The sequence below is a fragment of the Jiangella ureilytica genome (assembly GCF_004348545.1).
In the GTDB taxonomy this organism is placed as follows: Bacteria; Actinomycetota; Actinomycetes; order Jiangellales; family Jiangellaceae; genus Jiangella; species Jiangella ureilytica.
Window position 1 is genome coordinate 1 of the sequence record NZ_SMKL01000028.1, and the last position, 26,821, is coordinate 26,821.

At 73.0% G+C, this 26,821-nt stretch carries 22 protein-coding genes; 16 read left to right on the forward strand and 6 right to left on the reverse strand.

Features of this window, described 5'->3' with window-relative positions; all coding sequences use genetic code 11:
- Positions 1-618, reverse strand: a 618-nt coding sequence (locus E1212_RS14055) for an aminotransferase class III-fold pyridoxal phosphate-dependent enzyme (protein ID WP_131983461.1), incomplete at its 3' end; no start/stop codon positions are given.
- Positions 619-828: 210 nt separating this feature from the next.
- Here E1212_RS14055 and E1212_RS14060 point away from each other — a divergent pair.
- The 8 genes from E1212_RS14060 to E1212_RS14095 are packed head-to-tail and all read left to right on the forward strand — an operon-like array spanning position 829 to position 10,686.
- Positions 829-1,863 (forward strand): Gfo/Idh/MocA family protein, encoded by a 1,035-nt coding sequence (locus tag E1212_RS14060; protein WP_131983463.1) that lies wholly within the window; start codon positions 829-831, stop codon positions 1,861-1,863.
- On the forward strand, positions 1,863-3,227 hold the full coding sequence (locus E1212_RS14065; RefSeq protein WP_131983465.1) for an ABC transporter substrate-binding protein: 1,365 nt from the start codon (positions 1,863-1,865) through the stop codon (positions 3,225-3,227). The genes E1212_RS14060 and E1212_RS14065 overlap by 1 nt, the downstream gene beginning before the upstream one ends.
- 37 nt (positions 3,228-3,264) lie before the next feature.
- Positions 3,265-4,164, forward strand: coding sequence for a carbohydrate ABC transporter permease (locus E1212_RS14070; protein ID WP_162605467.1), 900 nt, complete (start codon positions 3,265-3,267; stop codon positions 4,162-4,164).
- A complete protein-coding gene (locus E1212_RS14075) occupies positions 4,164-5,078 on the forward strand; it encodes a carbohydrate ABC transporter permease (RefSeq protein ID WP_131983469.1) in 915 nt (304 codons plus the stop codon). The genes E1212_RS14070 and E1212_RS14075 overlap by 1 nt, the downstream gene beginning before the upstream one ends.
- Before the next feature lies 1 nt (position 5,079).
- On the forward strand, positions 5,080-7,242 hold the full coding sequence (locus E1212_RS14080) for a hypothetical protein (RefSeq protein WP_131983471.1): 2,163 nt from the start codon (positions 5,080-5,082) through the stop codon (positions 7,240-7,242).
- Entirely contained in the window at positions 7,239-8,999 is a 1,761-nt protein-coding gene (locus tag E1212_RS14085; protein ID WP_131983473.1) for an amidohydrolase family protein, read from the forward strand. The genes E1212_RS14080 and E1212_RS14085 overlap by 4 nt, the downstream gene beginning before the upstream one ends.
- Entirely contained in the window at positions 8,999-9,871 is an 873-nt protein-coding gene (locus E1212_RS14090) for a fumarylacetoacetate hydrolase family protein (RefSeq protein WP_131983475.1), read from the forward strand. The genes E1212_RS14085 and E1212_RS14090 overlap by 1 nt, the downstream gene beginning before the upstream one ends.
- Positions 9,871-10,686, forward strand: coding sequence for a carbon-nitrogen hydrolase family protein (locus E1212_RS14095; RefSeq protein WP_131983477.1), 816 nt, complete (start codon positions 9,871-9,873; stop codon positions 10,684-10,686). Before E1212_RS14090 ends, E1212_RS14095 begins: the two co-directional genes overlap by 1 nt.
- Before the next feature lie 82 nt (positions 10,687-10,768).
- On the opposite strand, the gene E1212_RS14100 is transcribed toward E1212_RS14095, so the two are convergent.
- Complete coding sequence (locus E1212_RS14100; RefSeq protein WP_131983479.1) at positions 10,769-12,790, reverse strand: ligand-binding sensor domain-containing protein; 2,022 nt, start codon at positions 12,788-12,790, stop codon at positions 10,769-10,771.
- A gap of 135 nt (positions 12,791-12,925) precedes the next feature.
- Here E1212_RS14100 and E1212_RS14105 point away from each other — a divergent pair, with 135 nt between their 5' ends.
- Positions 12,926-14,650, forward strand: coding sequence for a polysaccharide deacetylase family protein (locus tag E1212_RS14105; RefSeq protein ID WP_131983481.1), 1,725 nt, complete (start codon positions 12,926-12,928; stop codon positions 14,648-14,650).
- A complete protein-coding gene (locus E1212_RS14110; protein ID WP_131983482.1) occupies positions 14,647-15,879 on the forward strand; it encodes a DegT/DnrJ/EryC1/StrS family aminotransferase in 1,233 nt (410 codons plus the stop codon). The genes E1212_RS14105 and E1212_RS14110 overlap by 4 nt, the downstream gene beginning before the upstream one ends.
- A gap of 3 nt (positions 15,880-15,882) precedes the next feature.
- Here E1212_RS14110 and E1212_RS14115 read toward each other — a convergent pair whose 3' ends face one another.
- From E1212_RS14115 to E1212_RS14130, 4 genes are all read right to left on the reverse strand, one after another.
- Positions 15,883-17,208 carry a hypothetical protein gene (locus E1212_RS14115; RefSeq protein WP_131983484.1) on the reverse strand — a complete coding sequence of 442 codons (1,326 nt, stop codon included), beginning with the start codon at positions 17,206-17,208 and terminating at the stop codon, positions 15,883-15,885.
- A gap of 23 nt (positions 17,209-17,231) precedes the next feature.
- Positions 17,232-19,571 carry an Ig-like domain repeat protein gene (locus tag E1212_RS14120; RefSeq protein WP_131983486.1) on the reverse strand — a complete coding sequence of 780 codons (2,340 nt, stop codon included), beginning with the start codon at positions 19,569-19,571 and terminating at the stop codon, positions 17,232-17,234.
- A 127-nt stretch (positions 19,572-19,698) separates the two neighbouring features.
- Complete coding sequence (locus E1212_RS14125; RefSeq protein ID WP_131983488.1) at positions 19,699-20,589, reverse strand: amidohydrolase family protein; 891 nt, start codon at positions 20,587-20,589, stop codon at positions 19,699-19,701.
- Complete coding sequence (locus E1212_RS14130; RefSeq protein WP_131983490.1) at positions 20,589-21,782, reverse strand: helix-turn-helix transcriptional regulator; 1,194 nt, start codon at positions 21,780-21,782, stop codon at positions 20,589-20,591. Before E1212_RS14130 ends, E1212_RS14125 begins: the two co-directional genes overlap by 1 nt.
- 118 nt (positions 21,783-21,900) lie before the next feature.
- Here E1212_RS14130 and E1212_RS14135 point away from each other — a divergent pair, with 118 nt between their 5' ends.
- Genes E1212_RS14135 through E1212_RS14160 form a run of 6 tightly spaced genes read left to right on the forward strand, consistent with a single transcriptional unit; the run spans position 21,901 to position 26,773 of the window.
- Entirely contained in the window at positions 21,901-22,818 is a 918-nt protein-coding gene (locus E1212_RS14135) for a dihydrodipicolinate synthase family protein (RefSeq protein ID WP_131983492.1), read from the forward strand.
- 8 nt (positions 22,819-22,826) lie between these two features.
- Positions 22,827-23,561, forward strand: coding sequence for an amidohydrolase family protein (locus E1212_RS14140; RefSeq protein ID WP_203416849.1), 735 nt, complete (start codon positions 22,827-22,829; stop codon positions 23,559-23,561).
- Between the two features lie 11 nt (positions 23,562-23,572).
- Positions 23,573-24,310 carry an amidohydrolase family protein gene (locus tag E1212_RS14145; RefSeq protein ID WP_131983496.1) on the forward strand — a complete coding sequence of 246 codons (738 nt, stop codon included), beginning with the start codon at positions 23,573-23,575 and terminating at the stop codon, positions 24,308-24,310.
- Positions 24,307-25,335 (forward strand): Gfo/Idh/MocA family protein, encoded by a 1,029-nt coding sequence (locus E1212_RS14150; protein ID WP_131983498.1) that lies wholly within the window; start codon positions 24,307-24,309, stop codon positions 25,333-25,335. Before E1212_RS14145 ends, E1212_RS14150 begins: the two co-directional genes overlap by 4 nt.
- Positions 25,332-26,027: a GntR family transcriptional regulator gene (locus E1212_RS14155; protein ID WP_162605468.1), complete on the forward strand. Its 696-nt coding sequence runs from the start codon at positions 25,332-25,334 to the stop codon at positions 26,025-26,027. The genes E1212_RS14150 and E1212_RS14155 overlap by 4 nt, the downstream gene beginning before the upstream one ends.
- Entirely contained in the window at positions 26,024-26,773 is a 750-nt protein-coding gene (locus tag E1212_RS14160) for a creatininase family protein (protein WP_131983500.1), read from the forward strand. Before E1212_RS14155 ends, E1212_RS14160 begins: the two co-directional genes overlap by 4 nt.
- Positions 26,774-26,821: the final 48 nt, after the last annotated feature.

The following is a 26,821-nucleotide window of genomic DNA, read 5'->3' on the forward strand; positions in this document are numbered from 1 at the left end:
GCGGCTGAACGCGTCGAGGTCGTTCCAGGGCGCGACGATCACATCGGCGGCCGCGCTCGCCTGCTGCCCGCCGCTGCCGGCCACCGGCACAGGCGCCTCGCGCGGGCCGGCCGCGTCGACCGGCGGGTGCAGGCTCCACAGCGCGGCGTCGAGCCAGCCGTGGTAGTGCCCTTCGAACTTGAGGATCCTCTGCCGGCCGGTGAGCCCGCGGGCCAGCCGCCAGGCGCCGATGACGGCCTCGGAGCCGACCGTGTTGAACCGCACCAGCTCCGCACCCGGCACCATGGCCTGGACCAGCTCGGCCGCCTCGATCTCCAGCGCGTGCTGGCCCGCGTAGGCCTGGCCGCGCGCGACCTGGCGGGTCACGGCCTCGACCACCTCCGGCGCGCTGTGGCCGAGGATCATCGGGCCCTGGCCGAGCACGTAGTCGACGTAGTCGTTGCCGTCGACGTCGGTCAGGTGCGCCCCGGCGGCGTGGTCGACGTACACCGGCTCGGGCAGGCCGCGCCGGGCGTCGCTGGACACGCCGGCGGGCAGCACCCGGCTCGCCCGGGCAGCCAGCTCGGCGCCGCGCCGCAGCGGTGTGCGGGCGCCCACGGCGACGGTCGGGTTGGTCATCGATCCTCCTCGATCAGCGGTGGTCCGACCGTAGAGTCCCTCGTCACGGGCGTGTCAACCGTGCCGCGCCGCACCGGCGGAAGAGGACAACTACGGGCCCGGCACGACACGAACTGCGCTTGCTGGCGCCATCGTCCGGCCCCTAGCGTGGCGGCCTCGCCGCACTTCGCGGCCCGACTCGGCACGACCCGACGGGGAGGACAGCGCACCGTGGACCAGCTCGGCATCGGCATCGTCGGGACGGGCATCATGGCCCGCCAGCACGCCGCCGTGCTCGCCGCCTACCACCGCAGCCGCGTGGCCGGCTGGACCAGCCGCGACCCCGGAAGAGCCGAGGCCTCGGGGCTGGACGAGTTCGGCCCCGCGCCGATCCACGGCGACCTCGCCGCGCTTCTCGCCGACGACGGTGTGGGCGCGGTCCTCGTCGCCACCCCGGACCACGCGCACGCCCAGGCCGCCTTGGCCGCCGTCGAGGCCGGCCGATCGGTGCTGATCGAGAAGCCGCTGGCGACCACCGTCGACGACGCCCGGCGCATCCGGGACGCGGCGCGATCCGCCGGGGTCACGGTGATGACGCTCTACAACCATCGCTGGGTGCCGGCCTACTGGCAGGCGCACGAGCGGGCCGCCGGCGGCGCGCTCGGCCGGCCCGTGCTGGCCTACGCGCGCAAGAACGACACCCTCTTCGTCCCCACCGAGATGCTGGACTGGGCGGACCGCACGACGCCGTCGTTCTTCCTGTCCGGGCACGACCTCGACCTGATCCTGTGGTGCTTCGAGGACCACGTGGTCGAGGTCTACGCGACCGCGGTGCACGGCGTGCTCCGCGACCGCGGCATCGACACCCCCGACGCCGTCCAGGCCCAGCTCCGGCTGTCCGGAGGCGCCGTCGTCACCCTCGAGGCCTGCTGGATCTACCCCGACACGTTCCCCACCATGACGGACTCGTTCCTCGAGCTCGTGTTCAGCGACGCGGTGATCCACCTCGACCGCAAGCACGAGCAGATCGAGATCGCGACGCACGAGGCGTTCGCCTACCCGCGCAACCAACTGGCGGGGCGGGTGGGCGGCAAGCCGTCGGGCTCGATCGCGGGCGCCGTCGAACACTTCGTCGACGCCGTGCTCGACGGCCGCCCGCCGATCGTGTCGATCGACAGCTCGGTGCACGTCACCGAGGTCCTCGCCGCCATCGACCGGTCCTGGCGTTCGGGCCGGCCGGTCGACCTGACCGTGGAGACAGACTGATGAACCGACGATCCATCCTGCGCGGCACCGCCGTCGCGACCGCCGTCATGCTGAGCCTGACGGCGTGCATCACCAGCTCGGACGACGGCGACGAGCCGGAGACCGAGAGCTCCGGCGACGCCACCGGCGCCACCGGCGAAGAGCCGGCGGAGATCACCGGTGACCTCGAGGTGGTCAGCTTCTACCCCGAGGGCTCCCCCGACCACGAACGGCTCACCGGCCTGGCCGACGAGTTCGAGTCGCGGCACCCGGGCGTCACCGTCACGCTGACCTTCGGCGGGGGCCAGGACACCCCGCAGATCGAGGCGCGCTGGCGCGCCGGCGACCCGCCCGAGGTCAACTACGGCTTCATGGACGCCGCGGCGGCCGACGGCGGCCCGTGGGTGTCCGGCGGCCAGGTCATGTCGCTCAACGACGTCATGCAGGAGCCGCTCGAGGGCTACGACGGCACCTGGGAGGACGCGATCCTGCCCGGTGTGCGCCCGCTGATCAGCGTCGGCGACGAGATCTACGGCGCACCCGAGTCGGTGACCACGCTGCAGTTCTTCTACAACGCGGCCATCTTCGAGGAGCAGGGCATCGAGCCGCCGCAGACCTTCGAGGACCTCGTCGCCGCGGCCGACACGCTGAAGGCGGCCGGAATCGCGCCGTTCACCGTCACCGGCACGTTCCTGCCGTACCTGCAGATGTACTGGGACTACCTGGCGCTGCGCCACATCGGCCTCGACGGGCTGCAGCAGGCCATCGCCGGCGAGACGGAGCTGGCCACGCTGCCCGGCGCCGCCGAGGCCGCGGCCGACCTGCAGCGGCTGGTCGACGGCGGCTACTTCCTCGACGGCTTCCGCGGCGTCGACTTCACCTCGGCCCAGATGTCGTTCTTCCAGGGCGACGCGGCGATGATCCTCATGGGCTCCTGGCTGATCGGTGAGATGGCGGCCGCGATCCCGGCGGACTTCCAGGTCGGCACGTTCCCGTTCCCCACGGTCGACGGCGGCAGCGGCGACCAGGAGGGCCTCTTCGGCGGCACCAACGCGCAGGTCGTGGCGCAGGACTCCGAGAACACCGACGCGGCCGTCGCCTGGCTGCGGTTCATCGCCGAGCCGGAGAACCAGAACGCCTACGTCGAGGGCACCGGCGGCATCTCCGCCTACACCGGCATCGCGGCGCCCGAGGGCTTCGAGGACGTCACCGCGATGCTCGAGGAGGGCGCGGCGTTCGCGCCGTCGTACATGGGCATCCTCGCGCTGAGTCAGGAGGTCCAGGCCGCCTACCAGCAGCCGATCGCGCAGCTGTTCTTCGGCGAGATCGACGGCGAGCAGATGCTGACACAGATGTCCGACGGCCTGCTCGCCGCCGCGGGCTGAGCGGGGCCCGTAGGCGATGACAGCGAAGGGAGCGACGGTGCCACGCAGACGGCCCACCCTGCTCGAGCGGCAGCGACGCCGTCTCGTGGTGCCGTTCCTCCTGCCCGCCCTGCTGCTCTACGGGCTGTTCATGCTCTACCCGGCGTTCACCACGTTCTACGTCGCGCTGACGGAGTGGGACGGGGTGAACGCGCCGGAGTGGGTCGGCGGCGGCAACTTCGGCCGCCTCCTCGACGACCCGCTGTTCACCAGCACCATCACCAACACGATCGTCTTCACCGTGCTCGGCGCGCTGGTGCTCTTCCCCGGTGCGATGTTCTTCGGCTACGTGACGCAGCGGCTGAGGTTCGGCCGGTTCTACCGCTTCCTCATCCTGGCGCCGGTCGCGCTGTCGGTGACGACCGCCGCGCTGCTGTGGAAGTTCCTGGTCGACCCGAACTTCGGTGCGCTGCAGAGCATCCTGCACGCGATCGGACTGGACTCGCTGGCGTCGATCGAGCTGCTGGGCCGGCCGTCGACGGCGATGCTCATGGTCGTGCTGGCCACGGTCTGGCACGGCATCGGGCTGTGGATGACGTTCTTCGCCGCCGCCGTCGAGCGGGTGCCGGCGGAGCTGAAGGAGTCGGCCACGCTCGACGGCGCCACCTCGTTCCAGGTGTTCCGCTTCGTCGTGTGGCCGCTGATGTGGGAGGTCACCCGCACGTTGCTGGTGCTCTGGATGATCCAGGGCCTGCAGACGTTCGCGTTCATCATCGCGATGACCAACGGCGGCCCGCTGCGCGCCACCGAGGTCATCGGGACCTATCTCTACAAGGTCGCGTTCGCCTCGTCCGAGTTCGGCTACGGCGCCGCCATCGCCGTCGTCCTGTTCGCGGCCATCCTGGTGCTCACCCTGCTCTCCCAGCGACTCACCCGGCGCGAAAGCGAGCAGTACTGATGACGACCCCGACCGCCATCCCGCCGGCCGCCGCCGTCACGCCGTCGCCGCCGGAGCCGCCCCGCTCGTCCCGGCCGCGCAGGCCGGTGCGGCCCGGCCGCGTCCTCACCCATCTCGCGCTCGCGTCGTACTGCCTGACCTCGGTCAGCGCGTTCGTCTGGTGCGTCATGGTGTCGCTGAAGACGAACCCCGAGTTCTTCTCGACCAGCCCGTGGTCCCTGCCGTCGGACCCGCAGTTCGGCAACTACGCCGAGGCCTGGAGCAGCGCGCAGATCAGCCGGTTCTTCATCAACAGCCTGTACGTGACGGTGACCAGCGTCGGCGTCAGCCTGCTGTTCGCGGTGATGGCGGCGTACGTGCTGGCCAGGGTCGACTTCCCCGGCCGGTCAGTGGTGCGGATGATCTTCCTCAGCGGCCTGATGATGCCGGCGTTCCTGGTGATCGTGCCGCTGTACTTCCTGCTGCGCAACCTCGGCCTGCTGGGCTCGCTGCACGGGCTGGTGCTGGTGTACATCGCCACCCAGATCCCGTTCAGCATCTACCTGCTGAGCAGCTTCTTCCAGTCGCTGCCGAAGGAGCTCGAGGAGGCCGCCTGCGTCGACGGCGCCTCGCCGACGCGCACGTTCTTCTCCGTCGTCCTGCCGCAGGTCTCCCCCGCCGTCGCCAGTGTCGCGCTGCTCAACACGCTGACCATCTGGAACGAGTTCTTCTTCGCCCTGGTGTTCCTCACCGACCCGCAGCAGCAGACGATCCCCGTCGGCATCCTCGGGCTGTCGGTGAACGCGCAGTACAGCGCGAACTGGGTGCAACTGTTCGCGGGCCTGGTGATCACCATGATCCCGATGCTCGTGCTCTTCGCCTTCGCGCAGGAACGCATCGCGCGGGGCGTCAGTGTCGGAGCGCTGAAGGGCTGAGATGACCGACGTGCGGCTGAGCGTCACCGAGGAGATCGGCGTGCCCCGGGCCGGTGAGGTTGTGCGCTGCGGCATTCCGCTTCCGACTCCGGCTGACGGGCCGCTGTCGGTGCTGGTGGAGGACGTGCCGGTGCCGCACCAGGTGCTGTGGCGGCGGCCCGGATGGGTGGGGTTGGCGTTCCCCGTCTCCGTCGCGGCGCTGGGGTCGGTGCCGGTGGTGGTGCGCCCCTCGCAAGCCGGGGCTGCCGCCCTCGTTCCCCCGGTGGTCGCCTCGGCGTCGGCGTCGGGGATCTCGACGGGGGTGGTGTCGGCGGTCGTGGGGCTGGACCCGGTCACCGTCGCCGTGCCGTCGCTGGGACTGCCTGCGTCCGAGGTCGTGCTGGTGGGCGACGACGGTGTCCGGCACGCCGCAGTGGTGCCGGACGACGGGGTCACCGTCACCTGTGAGGGGCCGCTGCTGGCACAGGTGGAACTGGCCGGGCGGTACGGGTCGTCGTGGGGCTTCCGGGCCCGGCTGACGGCGCGGGCCGGAGCGCCGTCGCTGGATCTGGAGGTGGCGATCGTCAACGATGACGACGCGCCGGAGAGCCAGGTCGCGGAGTGGACCGTCTCGCTGGACACCGGTCCGGTGGAGGCCGCCGTCTGCGGCGTGTTCGGGGCCGCCCACCGCGCGGCGCCGCCGTTCACCGTCAGCCATCGGGGCGAGGGGCACCCGCGCGGGATCTTCGCGACGTCGCAGGTCGTGGGCGGGTCGGACTGGCAGGACGCGAGCGAGCCGGACTACGCGTCGCGCTGGGAGTGGGCCGAGCTGCACGGCCGGCAGGCGGTGAACTGGCTGGTGGCCGAGCGGCCCGCCGGAGCTGTCACCGTCGCCGTCCACCGGTTCGCCGAGAACCACCCGAGCGACCTGGCCGTCGGGCCGGCGGGCGTGACCGTGCGGTTCTGGCCGGCCGACGCGGGACCGCTGCGGCTCACCCAGGGTGCGGCGAAGACCCGGCTGCTGCGGCTGACCGGCGGCGACGACCGCCGGGCCGGGCCGGCGCTGGACTCGCCCCTGGTGCCGGCGGTGGAGTCGCCGGTCGGCGGGTATCTGCCGTATCTGCCCGAGCGGTACCCGAACCTCGAGGCGCACATCCGCGAGGAGCTGTCCGGCTGGTACCAGGGCGGTCAGTCGCTGGGGTTCCATGACTTCGGCGACAGCGTCCAGGGCATCACGACCGGGCCGCGCACCGGCTACAGCGCGAACAACGAGCACGACGCGCTGCTGGCGCTGACGCTGCACTACCTGCGCTCCGGCGAACGGGCCTACTACGACTCCGCCCAGGCCTACGCCGACCACCTCTGCGACGTCGACCTCATCCACCACAGCGTGCACCCGCACGAAGTGGGCGGGCTGCGCGCGCACGGGCGGGCGCACGTGCACTACGTGACGGCGCGGACGGCGTCGGGCACGGTGCGGACCTCGATCGACACCGGGCACCTGTGGACCGAGGGGCTGGTGCTGTTCGGTCAGGTGTCGGGTGACACGCGGTATCTGCAGGCCGCGGAGCGGGTGGCCGACTGCATCGCCGGGCTGGTCGACCTGGGCTGGACCCGGCCCGAGCCCGGGCCGCGCAACAGCGGCTGGCCCTTGATGGCGCTGACGGCGGTGGCTGCGGCCACCGGGTCGTCGCGGTACGTGGACGCGGCGGACCGGACGGCGAAGGCGGCGCTGGCCGCGCAGCACCCCGACGGGCGCTGGCTCATGCGGCTCGGGCTGGTCGACGACTACTGCGCCTGGCAGAACGCCGTGCTGCTGATCGGGCTGGCCCGGCTGCAGGCCTTGGCGCCGTCCGCGGAGGTGGCCGCGGCGTTCTCCGCCGGCGCCAGGGCACTGCTGACGCTGGGCCGCAACCGCGACGGCAGCTTCGTCTACCTGACGCGGTTCGACTACCGCTGGGCGAACCGGTCCGCGCTGATCCGCGAGGCGCTGGCGCTGGCGTTCGACGCGACCGGCGACGACGCGTTCCTGCGGGCCGGGCTGGCCGGCGGGTCGCGCTGGTACCGGCCCCGTGGGGTGGGCGTCGCGTTGAGCAACGACGTGGCCGAGTGGCGTGGTCACCTGCCGTTCCTGCTCCGGGCGCACGAGGCCGGGCTGCTCACCGACCTGCCGGAGGCGGGATGACCGGGGTGGGCATCCGCGTCGACGCGAACGTGGTGGCCGGGCCGTGGCCGTCGGACGCATCGGCGTCCTGGACCGCCGACGACGTGGAGCGACATCTGGACCGGTTCACGCTGTCGTGTGCGCTCGTGCGGTCCGCGCTCGCCGTGACGTACGACGCGCCGTCGGGGAACGCCTCGCTGCTGAAGGAGGTCGAGGGGCACCCGCGGCTGCTGCCGTCATTCGTGCTGGGACCGCTGGACTGCGGCGAGCACGGCGCCGACCCGGTCGCCGGGGCGAGAGCGATCTGGCTGCTGCCGGCGCGGCACGGGTGGAGCATCACGGGACCGGAGGCCGGCTCGCTGCAAGACGTGCTGCGGCGGGCCGGTCTCCCCGTGTTCGTCGACCTCGAGGAGACCGACTGGGCGGGCATCGACGCCCTCTGCGAGGCACTCCCCTCGGTCGACGTCGTCGTCGCCGGCATCGGGTACCGGACGCTGCGGCAGGCCTTCCCCGTGCTGGACCGCCACTCCCGCCTGCATGTGGACCTGTCGTACCTCGCGGCCCTGGACGGCCTGGAGCTGTTCGTGTCGCGGTACGGCGCGGGGCGGGTGCTGCTCGGGACGGGCGCGCCGGTGCGCGACGACGCCGCGCCGCTGTTCCTGCTGTCGCGGTCCGCGCTGTCGCCGTCCGAGCAGGCGGAGGTGGCCGGCGGCACAGCGGCCCGCCTGCTCGGCCTGGCCGGCGATCCCACCGGCGATCCCACCGGCGATCCCGCCGGCGATCCCGCTCGTGATGCCACCGGCGATCCCACCGGCGATTCTGCCGGCGACCCCGCCGGCGATCCCGCTCGTGATCCCACCGGCGACCCTGGCGGCGACCCCGGCGGCGATCCTGCCGGCGACGGCGCGTTGTCGGTGCCCGCCCTTAGGGTGGGGTCCCACCCGACCGGGCGGGGTCTGACCACGGCGCGACCACATGCCGACACCGTCGCCGATGACGTACCGGACATCGTCGACGCCCACGCGCACCTCGGCTCGTGGCCGTCGTCGTGGCTGCCGCACCCGGACGCGGACGCGCTGCTGACCGCGTACGACCGCACCGGCACCGGGCACGCCGTCATCTCGCACCTGTCGTCGATCTGGGGCGGCGACACCCCGGCCGGCAACGCCGCCGCACTCGCCGCCGCGACCGCGCACCCGGACCGGCTCTCGGTGTGGCTGGTGGCGAACCCGAACCGGCCGCAGGACGCCGCGCTCCTCGCGGAGCAGCTGGAGTCGCCGCTGGTGCGCGGGTTCAAGGTGCATCCCGACACCCACGACTGCCCGATGGACGACGCCCGGCTCGACTGGGTCTGGCGGCTCGCCGTCGACGCGGGAGTCCCGGTGCTGGCGCATGGGTTCGCCGGCACGGTGCACAGCGACCCGCTGCTCTTCGGCGCGGTCGCCGCGCGGTATCCGGACCTGACGCTGATCGTCGGGCACTCCGGCGCCACCGTCGACGGCTTCCGCCGCACCATCGCCGTCGGGCAGCAGCACCCGTCGACCCTGGCCGAGACCTGCGGCTCCTGGATGACCGGCCGGTGGCTGCGCCGGCTCGTGGAGGCGCTGGGCGCGGACCGGGTGCTGCACGGCACCGACGCCTGCCTCATCGATCCGCGGTACGGCGTCGGGCGTGTGCTCGGCGCCGGCCTCTCCGCCGAGGACCAGGCCCTGGTGCTCGGCGGCAACGCCCGGCGGGTGCTCGGCCTGCCGGCTCCGTCCCCGCTTGGAGGTCACTGATGTTCCTCTGCCGTCTCCGCACCGACGCCGGCACCGTCGCCGCCGTCCGCCTCGACGACGAGACGCTGCTCGACCTGTCGCCGATCGCCGGGGACGACCTGGTGGCGCTGCTGCAGGACCGCGGGGTCGACGGACTGGGTGCCGCGGTGGCCGCGCTCGCGGCGTCGTCCTCGGCCGTGCGGGTGCCGGTCGCGTCCGCGCGGTTCGACGTCCCCGTCCCCCGCCCGCAGAAGATCGTCTGCGTCGCCCTCAACTACGTCGCGCACGCCGAGGAGGGCGCCCAGGCGGTGCCCACCGAGCCGGTCATCTTCTTCAAGCCGCCGTCGTCGCTGCTCCCCCACGGCGAGACGGTCCGCAACCCGGCCCGGTCGTCGCGGCTGGACTTCGAGGTCGAGCTCGCCGTGGTCATCGGCGCCCGAGCGCGCGATGTCGCCGTCGACGGCTGGCGCGACATCGTGCTCGGCTACACCGTCCTCAACGACATGACGGCGCGCGACCTGCAACTGGTCGCGATCGAGAAGAACCAGCCGTGGGACCACAGCAAGGGCTTCGACACGTTCGCGCCCTGCGGCCCGTACCTGGTCACCGCCGACGAGATCGCCGACCCGGGCTCGCTCGACCTGTCGCTCACGGTCGACGGCGTGGTGCGGCAGTCGTCGAACACGCGGCACATGGTGTTCGGGGTGCCGGAGCTGATCTCGGTGATCTCGGCCGGCATGACGCTCGAGCCGGGCGACATCATCGCGACGGGCACCCCGTCGGGCATCGGCAAGGTCGAGGACGGCGGCACCATGGTCGCCACCGTCGAGGGCGTGGGATCGCTGGTGAACACGGCCGCCTACGAGCGTTCGGTGGTGGGGGCGCCGGCCTGATGGACCTCACCGTCGCGTGCGCCCAGCCGGCACCCCGGCTGGGCGCGGTGGCCGCGAACCTCGCCGCCGTGCGGGCCGCGGCCACCTCCGCCGTCGAGTCGTCCGGCGCGTCCCTGGTCGTGTTCCCCGAGTGTGCGGTGACCGGCTACCCGTTCTCCCGCTCCGACGCGGAAGCCGTGGCCTCCCCGGCCGACGGTGAGGTTGCGTCCGCGCTCGGCTCGGTGGCCGCCGCACTGGGCGTGCATCTCGCCGTCGGTCTCATCGAGTCCGACGGCCCGGACCTGTACGACGCGCTCTCGCTGTTCGGCCCCGACGGCTCGCGATTGGCGACCTATCGGAAGGCGCACCTGTTCAGCACCGAGCGCGCGGTCTACGCGCCGGGTCCCGGCCCCGTGGTGGTCTCCACTGATCTGGGGACCCTGGGGCTGACGGTCTGCTACGACCTGATCTTCCCCGAATACGTCCGCGCGCTGGTCGACGCCGGCGCGACGATGATCGTCAACGCGACGAACTGGATCACCGACTCGTGGCAGACGGACATGGGCTGGGACGGGTCGATGGTGCGGTCGCTGGCGCGCGTGCGGGCGCTCGAGAACGGCGTGCCGGTGGTGATGGCGTGCCTCGCGGGTGCCGGCGGCGGCTTCACCAGCATCGGCCACTCGACCATCGCCTCGGCCTCCGGCCGAGTTCTGGCCTCCCTCGGGTCCGGGGAAGGCGTTGCCGCCGCCCGCGTCGTGACGGACGACGCGGATGCGCGCCGCTGGAGCGAGCTGGCCACCTACCGCGCCGACCGCCGTCCCGACCTCTATGGATGAGGATCCGGTGACCGGCAGGACCGAAGATGGTTGAGGGATTCGTGTCGCCAGGGCGACACGAATCCCTCAACCATTCGGAGCGCTACGGGGTCCAGCGCATCACGTGGCTGCCGCTCCCCCAGTAGACCCGCCCGGAATCGTCGAAGGCGATGGTGCGGTAGTAGCCGCCACCCACCTCGGCGAGCGTCGTGACCGTATCCGTAGCCGGGTCGATGCGGAACAGCGCGCTCCCCGACGTTCCGTAGACCAGGCCGTCCGGGCCGGTCGCCAGCGCCAGAGCCGAGCCGAGCGGGAACGAGCCCAACGCCGTCACCGTCCGCGACGCGGGATCGAAGCGGAACCAGTCCCCCTCGAGCGTCGACCCGTAGACGGCACCGTTCCCGGCGACGGCGAGCGAGGCGATCCATTCGGAGCCGGGCACCGGCACCACGGAATGGACGACGGCGGCGGACGCCTCGTCGAAGACCAACAAGCGCGCGTCCCCGGTCGCCGTCACGCCGTCGCCATGGGTGGTCGAGCCCACATAGATCTCGCCGGCACCCGCGGCCAGGGAGAAGAGATTGTGATCACCCGCGAGATGCCGCCACGACGACACCGCATGGGTGTCCCCGTCGACCCGCGACAACGCCCCACCCAGCTGCCCGTACGCCGCACCCGACGCGACATACACGTCGCCGGACGAGCCCTGGACCATGTCCCACGGGCGGTACTGCTCGTCGCCCACGGGGCCGAGATCCACCGGGTTCGACGCCGGGTCCGCACCGGGCTGCCACGGCCGCGCGGGGTCGTAGACCGTCACCACGTTGTGCGTGTACGAGCCCATGAACAGCTCGTCGTCCGTCGAGGCGAGGGACAGGATCTCCCCGCTCCGCCCGACGGCGACCCCGCCCAGCACCGTGGTCGCCCCCGTCGAGGGGTCGATCCGGAACAGCGCGTTGGTCTCGTAGGTGCCGCCGTAGACCGCGCCGTCCGGGCCGGTGCGCAAGGCCGTCACGTTGCTCCCCGACCCGGTGAACAACAGCTGCGCCGTCACCACCTCGCCGGTCGCCGGGTTGAAGCGCCCGAACAGGCCCTTCTGGCCGATGCCGACCAGCCATTCAGATCCGTCGATGACGGCGCTGGACAGCTGCCCCGACACCCACGACGCATCGGTGAGGCGCGTGCACCCATCGTCGCCGAAGGAGTATCGCACGATCCCGTACGACGCGCCCGGGCAGGTCCCGACGGCGTAGGCCTCGTCGTCGGAGATCGGCAGCACCCCCGTCCCCGTCAGCGCCGGCACCTCGCCGAGGAACTCGGTCCGAGTGCCGCGGAGCCCGAACCGCAGCACCCGCTGGTCCGGCACGACCATCTGCACCAGCAGGTCGTTGCCGACCACCGCCGCGTTGTAGGCGAACGAGTAGTCCGCGTACTGCGCCGGCAGGATCGAGGTCGCGACGCCGGTGCGGGTGTCGACGATGTTGGCCGAGGCCGGGGTGCCGCCGCCGACGAAGACGCGCCGGCCGTCCAGGGGCACGATCGCCTTCGCGTACAGCCGGTCCTGCTGCACGACGCCGAGGTCGCGAAGCTCGGCAGTGCGCTGGTCGAACGAGAACAGCTTCCCCGACGGGTACGTGCCGAGATAGGTTTTTCCGGCCCGCCCGGCGCCCACGCCGAAGAAGAAGGTGTGACCGATGTCGGTCTCGTCGCTCGTCGCGACGATCCCCAGCTGCTCGGTCCGCGGGTCGTAACGCCACAGGTGCGCCAGGCCGTCGCCGTGCTGGGTGGCGAGGTACACGCGGCCGTCGGAGCCGAGCGAGGTGTGGTAGCCGCCCCACGAGTCCGGCATCGGCAGCTCCTTCACCAGCTCGCCGGTCTCGATGTCGATCGCGAAGAACGTGACACCGGGCGAGCTGGCCGCGTAGGTGCTGCCGTAGAGCATCGGGCGGCCGTCGCGGTCGACGCCGGTGACGCTGTCGAGGATCAGGAAGTTCGAGATCGGGACGCCGAGGTCCTCGACCGTGCCGATCGCGGCGGGAGCGACGGAAGCGGCGGGCGCGGCCGCGCCCGCCGTCGCCGTCGTCATGAGTACGGCGACGAGCAGAGCAGGGATCCATCTGGGCATTCCGGGGGCCTCCTCCGATGGTGGTGCCCCGGACGCTAGACGCACCGGCGCGTCCCGCCCAGGCGCGTGTTTGCGCTCTTCAGAGGGCAAGAATCCGCCCTGTGCCCGGCCGCCGCGCGCCCTATCGTGGCCACGATGATCCGGATCCTCACCGACCCGAAGCATGCCGACGCGGCCCGGCGCGAGGGGCGGGACGTCTGGTCGGCGCCGGCCGCTGCTGAGGCGCTCGCGATCCTCGGCGTCCCCGCCACCGTGCACGACGGGCTGCCCATGATCGACGACGGCCGCCGGCTGCCGCTTCTCGTCGTCGACGAGCCGGACCCGGACACGGCCGCCGCCCTGCTCGATCACGCCGACAGCGGCGGCGCGTTCGTCGTCTGCGGTCATGATCCGAGCTGGACCGGCCTGACGGCGACACCGGCGCCCGCCGAGGCGCTCGTCCACGTCGACGCGCAGCTCACGTCCGACGGCGAGCCGCTACGACTGCGCGCGTTCGGCGGCTGGGCCCTCACCGTGCCCGGCGGCGACGTCGTCGGCGCCAGCTGGGAGCACGACCGGAGTCCCGCGATCGTGCGCGTCGCGCGCGGGCGCGGCACGGTCGCCGTCGTCGGGCCGGATCTGTGGCACACGCTGGTCCGCATCACGCAGGGCCACCGTGTCGACGGCGACGGTGTCGCGCCCGCGGACGGCTCCGCCCCGGTCGACGACGGGCTGTTGAAGTGCGACGACGGCATCGCGCTCTCGTGGACCGAGGACCGCACGACCGTCGACGGCGTCCCAGCGGACGAGACCTACGAGCACGTCCACCCGCCCACGCGCAGCCTGCCGTTCTTCGCCGCCGCCCAGGCCGACCAGTGGCGCGAGATCCTGCTGCACCTCCTTCTGGATCTGACCGGCGACGACGTCCTCCCGTTGGTCGCGCCGTGGCCGGACGGCGCACCTGCGGCGGCGCACGTGAGCCACGACTCCGACGCCAACGACGACCCGTCGGCGCGCGCCGCGCTGGACTGCTTCGCGGCCGCCGGCATCGCCGTCACCTGGTGTTTCCTCTACCCGGGCGGCTACTCGCAGGAGATCTACGACGAGGTGGTCGCGGCCGGGCACGAGCCGGCGCTGCACTACAACGCGATGCTCGACACGCCGGATTGCACGTGGGGCCTCGACCGGCTGCGCGAGCAACTGGCCTGGGCGACCCACCAGGTGCGCGGCGCGCCCATCGTCACGAACAAGAACCACTTCACCCGCTGGGAGGGATGGGACGAGTTCTTCCTGTGGTGCGAGGATCTCGGCCTGCGGGTCGACCAGAGCCACGGGCCGAGCGTCCAGGGCGCGATCGGCTTCCCGTTCGGGACCTGCCACCCGCACCGTCCGCTGACGAGCGCCGCGCACGGCAACCGCCCGGTCGACGTGCTGGACCTGCCGCTGCAGACGCAGGACCTCTGGCTCACCTGCACGCTTGAGGTCCGCGACGCGTTCGTCGCCGAGGCGTTGCGCCGGCACGGCCTGGTGCACCTGCTCTTCCACGGTCAGCACCTGCAGCACCACGTCGAGGTTCGCACCGCGCTGGCCGAGACCGTCCACCGGCTGCGCGCCGCCGGGGTCGCCTTCCACACCAGCGCCGCGCTGGCCGACTGGTCGGAACGACGGCGGCAGCTGCGGCTGCGCACGACGACCACGGACGACGGCGCCGTGACGGTCACCGTCGAGGGCGGCCGCGACGTCGACGGCGTCGCACTGCTCGTCCCGGCGCACCTCCGGCCCTACGGCGACGGCGACCGGCACCAGCGGGTGGTCCGCTACGGCCGCACCTTCACCCAGGTGGTCCTCGACGGCCGCAGCGTCCGGCTGGTCCCGGCGTGACCCGGCTCGCCGTCGACGGCGGATCGCCGGTGCGCACCCAGCCGCTGCCCACCGTCCTGGTCCCCGCCGGGCGCACGTTCGGCGCCGAGGAGCGGGCGGCCGTCCTCGAGGTGCTCGACAGCGGCGTCCTCAACGCATCGTGCGGAGGCCCGTGGCTGGCCGAGCTCGAGGCGACGATGGCCGGCCTGCACGGCATCGCCCACGCCGTCGCCAGCTCCTCCGGCACCGCGGCACTGCACCTCGCCGTCGCCGCGGTCGACCCGGAGCCGGGCGACGAGGTCATCACGACTCCCCTGACCGACTGGGGCACGATCGCCGCGATCCTCGCCCAGAACGCCGTCCCCGTCTTCGCCGACGTCGACCCGCTGACCGGCAACCTCGACCCGGCATCGGTCGAGGCCTGCCTCTCGCCGCGCACCCGGGCGATCCTCGTCGTCCACCTGTTCGGCGCTGCCGCGCCCGTGGCCGAGCTGCGCACACTGGCCGACCGCGCCGGCGTTCCGCTGATCGAGGACTGCGCCCAGGCCTACCTGGCCCGGCCCGCGCCCGCGGCGCCGCCCGTCGGCACCTACGGCGCCGTCGGCTGCTTCAGCCTGCAGCAGTACAAGCACGTCACCGCCGGCGACGGCGGCCTCTGCATCACCGCCGACCCCGCACACGCCGAGCGGATGCGGCTCTTCGCCGACAAGGCCTGGCCGCGCGACGAAGGCCGGTTTCACCGCTTCCTCGCGCTGAACTACCGGATGACCAACCTCACCGCGGCTGTCGCCGCCGTCCAGCTGCGCCGCCTGCCCGAGGTGGTGGCCCGACGGCGCCGGCTTGCGGCGCGGCTGCTGGCGGCGGTCGGCGACCTCCCCGGCGTCGACCTGCCGGACCAGCCCGAGCTGCACGCCTGGTGGGTGCTGCCGCTCATCGTCGACGGCGGCAACGAGCGCTGGGCGACGGCGCTCAGCGCCGAGGGGATCCCGGCTGTCGCCGGCTGGCTGGAGTCGCCGGTCTACCTCTACCCGGCCCTGACCGAGCGGCGCACCTACGGACAGTCGGCGTTCCCGCTGACCAGCCCGCCGGCCCGGCGGGACTGGACCTACGGTCCCGGACTCTGCCCGCGGGCAGAGCGGCTGGTCGGCGACACCCTCGTGGTCCTGCCGTGGAACGAGAACTACACCGACGCCGACGTCGACGACATCGCCACCGCCCTCACGAAGGTGGCAGGCGCGCTGACGCCATGATCCCTACGTCGGGGTGTAGGTGAGGTAGTCGAGCCGGCTGAAGGCCGACGAACCGGTGGGCCGGGTCGACAGCAGCATCCGGATCCCGGTGCCGGCGTCGGGGACCCACGAGCCGGTCTCCTTGCGCTCGAGGTTCGGCGAATACACCTGCGCCGCCCCGCTGACCGGGAACGTCTCCGTCGTCCAGCCCGTGCCGGTGGTCGAGCGCAACACATGCAGCGACCCGGAGCCGGCCGCCGGCGTGCCGAGCACGAACCGCTCACCACTCGCCGCGACCGCCAGCTGGCTGTGGTTGTCGTACGCGCCGAGGTCGTGCGGGCTGCCCGGCAGCGTCACCGAGCCGGCGTTGCCGCGCCAATAGTGGAGGTGTTCGACGCCGGAGATCTTCGTGAAGAACAGCACGTGCGGCCGGTTCGACGAGTCCACCACCAGGTCGGCCGCGTCGCACCAGTTCGATACGCCGTCGGGCGACGGACAGGACGCGACCATGTAGCGCTGCCCGGACGGGAACGAGGCGCCGCCGTCGGTCGACCGCCACAGCTGCACGCCGTGGATCGTCGCGCTGCTGCCGGTGTTGAGGACGGTCTGGTTGAACAGCAGCCACACCTCGCCGCTGGTCGTGCCGGGCCGCACCCGCGGGTACAGGTACGCCTCGTTGACGCCGGGCGTACCCACGAGCGACGTCGTCTCGGTGTTCGTCCAGGTGTCGAACCGGCTGACGTTCAGGCTCCAGTCGGCCTTGCTGTACGCGTGGTAGATGTAGCGGCGATCGTTGTCGATCGCCATGCCGCCGTAGTACCGCTCCGCGCCGGCCGAGCGCACCGAATGGTCGCTCCACGACCCGAGATCGAACGAGCCGTCCCCCAGCCGCGACGAGAACTGCAGCCGCACCAGGTAGACCCGTTCCATCGACGCACCGCTCGCGGCGGCGACGCCCGGGTAGCACTGCCCGCCGGTGTAGCACGGGACGGTCAGCCAGAGCCGGTTGCCGGAGTCCAGCAGCAGCGACGGCGGCTGGTAGACCCACTGGTTCAGCGTGACGGCGAGGGTCCAGTTCACGCCGTCGGGCGACTTCCAGATCCGCGAGATCCACGGGTAGGAGGTGCCGGAGCCGTCCAGCGTCACCGCATAGCGCCAGCCGTTCGAGTCCTGGACGATCTTGGGCAGCTGCGGGCTGTGCATCGGGGTGACGTTGGTGGCGCCGATGGTGGACGAGATGGTCGAGACGGTGGTGGACGACGCGGCTGCGGGCGCGATAGGCCCGGCGACGGCGGTGGTGACGAGGGTCGTGACGGCGAACGCCGCGGCCAGTGGACGGGGCAGCCTCATGACGGGCTCCTCACTTCGCTGGGCTACCGGCCGGGTCCGACGATGACCCGGACCGGGATGGAGGTGCTCGGTGCGTGGGCGAGGTCGCCGCCGTACACGGCGACCAGGGTGTACCGGCCCGGCCCACCCACGTCGGCGGCGCTGACGGTGACGACGGCGGCACCGTCGGCCAGGTCCCCCGTGGCGACGGCGGCGCCCGGCGCGCCGTCCGGCCCGATCCGGTGCAGGGTGACGGTGCCCTGCGGTTCCCCGGGCGGGCTGTCCACCCGCACGGTGACCGCCGCCGGGCCGCCGGGTGAGGCGGGCCGCAGCCCCGTCGACGCCGTGGTCGAGGTCGGCGCCGGCGCGATGTCCGGCTCGACCCGCAGCAGCGCCCCGCCGCTGCCCCAGTACGCGCGGTCCGACCCGTCGAAGGCGAGCGTCCGGTAGTAGCCGCTGCCCGGCGTCGCCACCGTCTCGACGGTGTCGGTACCGGCCGGGATGCGGACGATCGCGCTGCCGGTGTGGCCGTACAGGTCGCCGCCCGGCCCGTCGATCAGGCCCAGCAGCTGGCCGCCCGGGAACGCACCCAGCACGGTCACCGCCCCCGAGACGGGGTTCATCCGGAACCAGGTCCCGTCCGCCGACCCGTACAAGGTCCCGTCGGCGGCGGTCTCCAGCGTGAGGATCCGGGTGGCGCCGGGCACCGGCACGACGGAGGCGAGCACCGTCCCGTCGTCCGGGTCGACGGTGAGCACCCGCGCGTCGCCGCCGGCGTCGGTGTCGTCCCCGTAGCGGGTCGTGCCGCCGTAGATGACGCCGTCGCCGGCCGCGACCGCGAAGAAGTGCTGGTCACCGGCGAGTCCGCGGAACGACTCGACCGCGTACGTCACCGGGTCGATCGCCGTCAGCGCACCCCGCAGCGCGCCGTAGGCGGCCGACGACGCGACCCAGACCCGCCCGTCGGGACCGACCTCCATGTCCCAGGGCCGGTACTGGTTGTCGCCGACGGGGCCCAGGTCGCGCGGGTTGGACGTCGCCGAGCTGCCCGGGTTCCACGGCTGCGCGGGATCGAACACGGTGACCACGTTGCTGATGTACGAGCCGATGAAGATCTTGCCGCCGGTCGTCGCCATCGACAGGATCTCGCCGGTGCGGCCGGGCGCGACGTTGCCGTAGACGGTGGTGTCGCCGCTGTCGGGGTCGTAGCCGAACAGCGCGTTCGTCTCGTACGTGCCGCCATAGATCGACCCGTCCGGCCCGTCGACCAGGGCCGTGATGTTCGTCGGGTTCCCGGGCAGCCCGAGCTGGTGGGTCCAGACCTCGCCGGTCGCCGGGTTCCAGCGCCCGAGCAGCCCGTTGCTGCCGACGCTGGTGAACCACTGCTGCCCGCCGATGGTCACCGGCCACATCCGCGCCGCGGAGACGAACGACGGCGGCGTCCCGGTGTCGGTGGTGGCGAGCGTGTCGCCGTCGACGGCGATGATGCTGGTGCCGCCCGCTCCGGTCCCGGTCGCGTAGAAGTCGTCCGGGTCGGCACCGCCCTGCGGCGCGAAGCCCATGCCGGTGATGCCCGGCACCTCGGCGTCGAACGTCATGGTGGCGGCGTCGAACCGGATGATCCGCGAGTCCGGCGTCACCAGCTGCACGTACACCCAGTCGCCGATGCGCAGCGAGTTGTAGGCGAACGAGTAGTGCTGGTACTGCGTCGGCAGCACCTCCTGCGCCGCGCCGGTGGCGATGTCGACGACGAGCACGCTCGCGTCGGTGCCCTGCGCGACGACCAGCCGGTTCGCATCGAGCACCGTCAGGCCCTTGGGGTAGGTGCGGGTGGCGACGACGAGCCGGACGGCGCCGGTGACGGGGTCGTACTCGTAGACGCCGGCGCCCGAGTGCACGCCGCAGTAGACCTTGCCGGTGTACTCCGAGACCGTGATGCCGAAGCACATGATGCCGGTCGGCATCGTCGCCACCAGCGACACGGTGTCGGCGACGGGGTCGTACTCCCAGAGCTGCGACGCGCTGGAGGAGTTGAGCGGGCCGAGGAAGACGTGCCCGTTCGGCGCCGCGGCGACGTGGTAGCCGCCCCACGCGCCGGGCATCGGCAGCTCGGTCCGGACGTCGCCGGTCTCGGGGTCGACGCCGAAGAAGGTGACGGCGTCGCTGGGCGCGTTGTAGGTGCTGCCGTAGAGCGTCGGGTCGCCGTTGGCGTCGTCGGCGAGGACGGTGTCGAGGACGAGGTAGGTGGAGATCGGGATGCCGAGGTTCTCGACCACGCCGGGATCGACGGTGTCCGCATGCGGCGCCGCCGCGGCGGGCGCGAGCAACGCCGCCGAGGCGGTCGCCACGAGGGCGGAGAGGAATCGTGCGCGCAGGAAGGGCATGAGTGCTCCTGACGGCCGGGGGACGATTCGGATGAAGCCAGGACGCTTGCCGCGAACCTAGGCGCGCGGCCGGCGGCGGCAACAGCCGGATAGTTGCCCGGCGGACCGGAGACTTGCCCCGTTGGTCTCAGGACGTGCCGAAGAACCGCGTCCAGTTCTCGTGCACGATCCGGTCCTGCTCGTCGACGGGCAGTGTCGGCAGCGGCGTGCCGGCCACGACGTCGTTCACCCGGCGCAGCCCTTCCAGCGTCTGCGCGACGGTCGCGCTCGGGAAGTCCGACGCGAACAGCAGCTTGCCCGTCACCCCGTACTCGAACGCCGTCGTCATCGCGTGCCAGAACCGGTACGGCCGGTAGTGCAGCGCGGAGATGTCGGCATAGACGTTCGGCGCCTTGCGCATCAGCGCGACGACGTCCTCCTCCCACGGGTGCCCGAGGTGCGCAATGATCACCCGCAGCGACGGGAACCGCATGACCAGGCGCTCCAGCAGCAGTGGCTGCGCGTACTCCAGCCGCGCCGTCGTCGGGAACGTGGTGCCCTGGTGCACGATCACCGGCAGGTCGTGGCGCTCGCAGTACTCGAACACGCCCCACAGCGACGGGTCGCGCGGATCCCAGTGCTGGTAGGTCGGGCCGACCTTGAGCCCGCGCAGGCCGAGGTCCTCGACGCAGCGGACCAGCTCGTCCAGCGCCCCGGCCTCCCCCGGGTTGACCGACGCCCATCCCTCCAGCCGGTCCGGATGCTCCCGGACATAGCCGGCGATGACGTCGTTGGGCACGTCGAAGCCGGTCGGCCGGGCGGCGAGCCCGAAGACGACGACGCGGTCGGCCTGCTGGGCGGCCTCCCAGTGCTCGGCCGGCGTGGAGTCGTAGCAGTGCAGGTCGAGGTGGGCGGCGTTGGTGAGCCCGCCGCTGCGCTCGAGCTTGACCAGCTTCGCCGCCAGCGCCTCGCCCGCCGTCTGCTCGCTGATGTGGTCGGGGTACCACATGACGTGCGTGTGGACGTCGACGACGGACATCAGCCCACCGCTCGCAGCACCGGCGTCGTGACCTGCCGCCGGTACTCGCTGGGCGTCACGTGGAAGGTGCGCTTGAACAGCTCGCGGAACCGCTTGGGCGCCTGGTAGCCGACCTGCTCGGCGACCAGCTCGACCGGCAGCTCGGTCTCGGCGAGCAGCCGCCGCCCGTGCCGCATGCGCACCGCCGTCAGGTACTTGAGGAAGGTCGTCCCGAGCTCGCGCTGGAACAGGTGGCTGATGTAGTACGGGCTGACGAAGACCGCCTCGCTGACGGTGACCAGCCGCAGGTCGTCTGCGTAGTGGTCCTGGATGTAGCGCTCGACGACGGCGAGCACGTGCCGGGCCGGCGACGGCGCCGCGTGCGACGCGACGATGCGCGGCAGCAGCTGCTCGAGCCAGAGCACCAGGTACGAGCGGTCGTGGATGTCGTACATCTCGACCACCTCGTTGAGCGGAAGCCGCGCGCAAGCCGCGATCCAGTCGGTGGACCCGTCGGACAGCCGCCGCTGGCCGGCCACCTCCAGCGCGTACAGCACCTCGGCGGCCAGCCACTCGCGCAGCACGTCGGGGGTGACGCCGTCGACGGCGCTGACCCGGTCGATCCACGAGCGCAGCGTGGCGACCGCGCCGGCCGCGTCGCCGCGCCGGATGCACTGCGCCAGCCGCTCCTCGACGCGGTCGGGCACCGGCACCGGCCCGGCCGCGCCGCCACGCGCGGACCGCACCTCGGCCAGGTCGTACACCGCGTCGCCGCCGCTGACGAGCTTGTGGTCCAGCGCCGACACCGCCTCGGCCGTCGCCGCCTCGACCCTGGCCGTCCCCGCGTGCGGCCGGCTGATGCCCACCGTCACGGCCACCCCGCAGGCGGCCGTGACGCGGTCGCGCACGAGCGCGGCGAACCGGCGCCCGGTGGCCCGCAGCTCGGTCGCGTCGGCCCCGTGGAAGGTCACCATCCACGCGTCCGGCGGGACGGCGACGACCGGGCCGTGCTGGTCCGGCGCATAGCTCGCGGCGCACCGTTCGACGGCGGCCGCCGCGCTCTCGAGCATGCCCTCGGCCCACTCGTCGCTCCGGGCCAGCCGGCTGACCTCGAAGTCGTCGACGTCGGCCAGGACGACGAGCACGTGGCCCTCGTCGCTGTCCTGCTCCTGCACGGCGATCGGCTGGCCGAGAACGGTCGCACGGTGTCGCATGGCTCCTCCAGTGATCGGCTCGCCCCGCGGGGCCGGCCGTGGCCGACGCGAAGCAGGCTGTTCAGTACCAGCTGATGTCTGATATACCAGAGCTCTCCCTCCGTGGAAAGGCCAATCCGTGGACCTGCAGACCTTGCGCACCTCGCTGCGCGGCGTCCTCGCCTTCACCCCGACGTGCCTGCGCGACGACGGCTCCCTCGACCTCGACAGCCAGCGCGGCCACGCGGCCTTCCTCGCCGGTAGCGGCGTCGGGGCGGTCGTGGTCTGCGGCGGTGTCGGCGAGTTCTACGCCGTCGACGAGTCCGAGTACGCCGACCTGGTCCGCGAGACCGTCGACGCGGTCGGTGGCCGGATCCCGGTGCTGGCCGGTGTCGGGCACGCCACCGCCATCGCGACCCGGCTGGCCCGCATCGCGGCCGCCGCCGGGGCCGACGGGCTCATGGTCAACCCGCTGTACTTCGTGACGCCCGACGCCGACGGCATGGTCCGCCACTACCGCGAGATCGGCGCGGCGTCCGGGCTCGGGCTCATCGTGTTCAGCACCGACGGCACCGTGTACGACGAGGCCGACCTCGAGCGGCTGGCCGAGGTCGAGGCCGCCGTCGCCGTCAAGGACGAGGCCGGTGACCAGGCGCTGTTCGCCCGATGCGTCGACCGCCTCGGCGACCGGTACGTGTGGATCAACGGCATGGCCGAGCTGCCCGCCGTCGACTACGCCCGCATGGGTGCCGTCGCGATGACCTCAGGCTTGGTCAACCTGGACCCGAACGTGGCGCTGGACGTGTGGGCGGCCGCCCTGGCCGGCGACGCCGACCGGCACGCGGCGCTGGTGCGCGAGCGGATCGCCCCGATCGCCGCCCTGCGCACCGCCAGGCCCGGCTACCACATCACCGTCATCAAAGAGGCCATGCACCTGCTCGGCCGGTGCGGGCCTGTGGTCCGGCTGCCGCTGCTGCCGCTGCGTCCCGAGGAGCGCGCCGCGCTGGCCGAGCACCTGGACCGCTGCGGCTACCGGCGTCCGGAACCCGTCGGCTGACGATGAGCGTGATCGACGCGCATGTCGCTGCCGGGGACCTGCCGGACCTGCCCACCCTGGGCGTGGACGACCTGCTGCGCACGCTGGACGACGTCGGCGTCGAGCGCGCCGTCGTGGGCCCGGTGGGCCGCTGGGTCGCCGTCGACAACGAGGACGGCAACCGGACGCTGGCCGGCTGGGTCGGCGCGCACCCGCACCGGCTCGCGTGGTGGGCGACGGTGAACCCGTGGTACGGCCGCGACCGCGCCGGCGCCGAGCTGCGCCGGGCGTTCGCCGACGGCGCGTGCGGGCTGAAGCTGGTCCCGTCGGTGCAGGGGTTCGGGCTGCTGTCGCCGCTGCTCGAGCCGGTCCTCGACGTCGTCGAGGAGCACGGCCGGCCGGTCTACGTCGTCACCGGCGTGCCGGTCGCGAGCGAGCCCCTGCAGCTGGCCGAGCTGGCGCTGCGCCGGCCCGGGCTGAGGTTCGTGATGGGCCGGTCCGGGCGCACCGACTTCTCCCTCGACCTGTTGCCGGCGCTGACGACCGGGCCGAACCTGGTCGCCGAGACGGCGTACAACGGCGCCGCGCTGATCACCCGCCTGGTCGCCGAGCTCGGGCCCGGGCGGGTGCTGTTCAGCACCGACGCGCCGTTCAACGACGCGCGGCTGGAGCTGGAGCGGGTCGGCCGCGCCGGGCTGACCGACGCTGATCGGGCGGCCGTGCTGGGCGGTTCGGCCACGGCGGTGCTGGGGGCGACGTGGTGAGGTTCGTCGACATGCACACGCACCTGCCGGCCCTGGCGTCGCCGGAGTGGGCCTCCTGGCGGCAGGCCGGCGTGCTGGCCGCCATGGACCGCCACGGCGTCAGCCGGGCCGCGGTGATGACGCTGGACGGGCTCGGGTACGACGCGCCGGCCGGCAACGACGTGGTCGCGCAGGCGTGCGCGGGGTCGGGCGGACGGCTGATCCCGCTCGGCACCGTCGACCCGCGCCGCCCGGACGCCGCCGCCGAGGTGCACCGCTGCGCCGATCGCGGCTTCCGCGCGCTCAAGCTGCACCCGTGGATGCAGGGGTTCTCGCCGCTGGAGCCGTACATGGACCCGGTCGCCGAGGCGGCCATCGAGCACGGGCTGCCGCTCGTCGTCCACGACGGCACCCCTCCGTACGCGTCGCCGCTGCAGATCGCCCGGCTGGCCGGCCGGTTCCCCGAGCTGAGGGTGGTGCTGGCGCACGGCGGGCTGTTCGACCTGTGGGAGGACGCCGTGGCCGCGGCGCTGCGGTACCCGAACGTGCACGTCACGATGTGCGGCACGGCGCCGGGCGCGATCTTCCGCCGGATCGTCGCGCAGGTGCCGGTCGAGAAGCTGAGCCTGGGCACCGACAGCGGCTTCGGCGACCCGGACCTCCCTCGCCACCGACTGTCCGTCCACCGTGCGATCCTGGCGGAGCTGCCCGGCGACGACGCCGCCGCGCTGGCCCACCGCAATGCCGAACGACTCCTGGGGCTGCCGTGACCGATTCCGCCCGACCCTTGCGCGTGGTCCAGGTGGGCTGCGGCGACATCGCGACGACCGGGCACCTGCCGGCGCTGGACCGCTCCCCCGACGTCGAGCTGGTCGCCGTCGTCGACGTGGCCGCGCCGCACCGCGAGGCCGCCGCCGCGACCTACGGCGTCCCCGCATGGCCGTCGCTCGAGCCGGCGCCGGCCGCCGCCGCGGGCGCCGAGGCCGCCGTCGTCGCCGTCCCCCCGCATGTCGCGCCGTCGCTGACGGTGGCCGCGATCGAGGCCGGGCTGGACGTGCTCTGCGAGAAGCCCATGGCCGTCGACCTCGCGTCGGCGCAACGGGTGCACGATGCCGGACGACGGGCCGGGCGGATCGTCCAGATCGGGTTCAAGAACCGGTTCTCGCCGCTGGTCAGAGCCGCGCGGCGGTGGCTCGACGACGGCCTGATCGGCTCGCCCGTCGTCTACACGCTCGGCGGGTTCGACGAGCGCTACGACGCCGCCGACTCCGTCCACGTCGGGCGCATCCAGGAGTTCCTCGCGCACGGCCCGTCATACCTGCACGAGGGCGCGCACCTGGCCGACTATCTCGCCTACCTGACCGGGGCCGCGCCGGTGTCGGTGCGGGCCGCGGGCGTACGCTCGCAGCCCTCGTTCCACGGCGAGAACTTCGTGTCCGCGCTGGTCGACTACGACAACGGCGACGTCGCCCGCATGGAGGTGGGCTGGTTCTTCCCCACCTCGCCGGCGGGCGAGTTCCGCATTCTCGGCCCGCGCGGCGTCGCGCTGATCGACCGCCCGGAGCAGGTCGCGACGCTCACGACCCGCACCGAGGACGGGACGCTGCGGACCGAGGAGGTCCGGTTCGAGCGGCCGTGGAACGACGAGTGCTTCGACCGGCAACTGGCGCACTTCGTCTCGTGCGTGCGCACCCGGACGGAGCCGGAGACGTCGACGGCGGCGGGCCTGGCCTCGCTGCGGCTCGGGGCCGCCGTCACCGAGGCACTGCGCGAAAGGGCGGTGGTCCGGTGGTGACCGACCAGCAGCCGCGGCTGCCGCTGATCCGCGAGGCGCCGCTGATCCGCGACCAGGTGTACCAGGTGCTGCTCACGAAGATCATCAGCGGCGACCTGGCGCCCGGCGACAAGATCACCGAACGGGTGACGGCCGGCGAGCTGGGCATCAGCACCACGCCGGTCAAGGAGGCGCTGCGCCGGCTCGAGAACGAGGGCTTCGTGCGCACCATCCCGCGCCGCGGCATCGTCGTGGGTGAGAACGCCCTCACCTCGTTCGAGCAGGTCATCACCGTGCGGGCCTGGCTGGAAGGACTGGCCGCGCGGCTGTGCGCCGTCCGGGTCGCCGCCGGCGAGCTCGACGACGTCAGCGCGCTGACCGGCCCGCTGGCACTGATGAAGGACCCGATCCTGCGGCCGGTCGACGAGATCGTCGAGATCAACGCGAACTTCCACGACGCCATCCGCGAGTTGTCCGGCAACCGGGTGATCGTGCAGTTCGTGGGGACGCTGCTGGGCGTCGACGCCGCCGTGCGCAAGCGCGCCCTCTCCGATCCCGACGAGCTGCAGCGCGGCAACGCCGAGCACATCGACGTCGGCGACGCGATCCTCGACGGCGACGCCGATCGCGCCGAGGCGCTGATGCGCAGCCACGTGCTGCGGTCGGGCGACCACACGCTGCACGCCCACCCGGCCGAAGGGCCGGTCTCGTGACTCTCCTGTCGGAGCTGACCCGAACCGCCGTCGCCGAGCGCGCGCCGGACGCCGTCGCCGTCGTCCCCGTCGGCGCCTGCGAGCAGCACGGGCCGCACCTGCCGCTGGGCACCGATCTCATGGTGGCCGAGCACGTCGCCGTGGCGACAGCCGCCCGGCTGGCGGGTGAGATCGACGTCGTCGTGGCGCCGAGCGTCGCCGTCGGCTACTCGCCGCACCACGTGCCGATCGGTGCGACGCTCACCGCCGGCGTCGGCACGCTACTCGCACAGCTGCGCGACACGTGCGCCGGGCTGGCGGCGGCCGGGTTCCGCCGGATCTTCCTGCTCAACGGGCACGGCGGCAATGCCGAGCTGGTCGTCGTCGCGGCTCGTGAGGCCGGGCAGGCGCTGCGGGTGCGGGTGGGCGCGGGCTCGTACTGGGTCATGGCCTGGACCGAGCTGGTCGCGGCCGGCGCCCAGGACCGCGGCCGGCTGCCCGGGCACGCCGGCGCGTTCGAGACGTCGCTGGCGCTGGCGCTGCGGCCCGACCTCGTCGTCGACCCGCCGCACCGGCCGGGCACCGCGTTCGCACGCAACCCGGCCGGCTACTTCGGCCGGTATCACGTCGAGGAACCCGACGCGATGGCCGCCGGCGACGGGTTCTCCGACGACCCCTCGGCCGGCACCGCCGACGACGGCCGCCGCTACCTCGTCGCCGTCGTCACCGCCGTCGCGGCCGGGCTGCGCAAGTTCGCTCGCGCGTGAGGACGGGCGGCAGGACAAGTCTGGGCCTGTCACCGCCGGCCCCTGGTC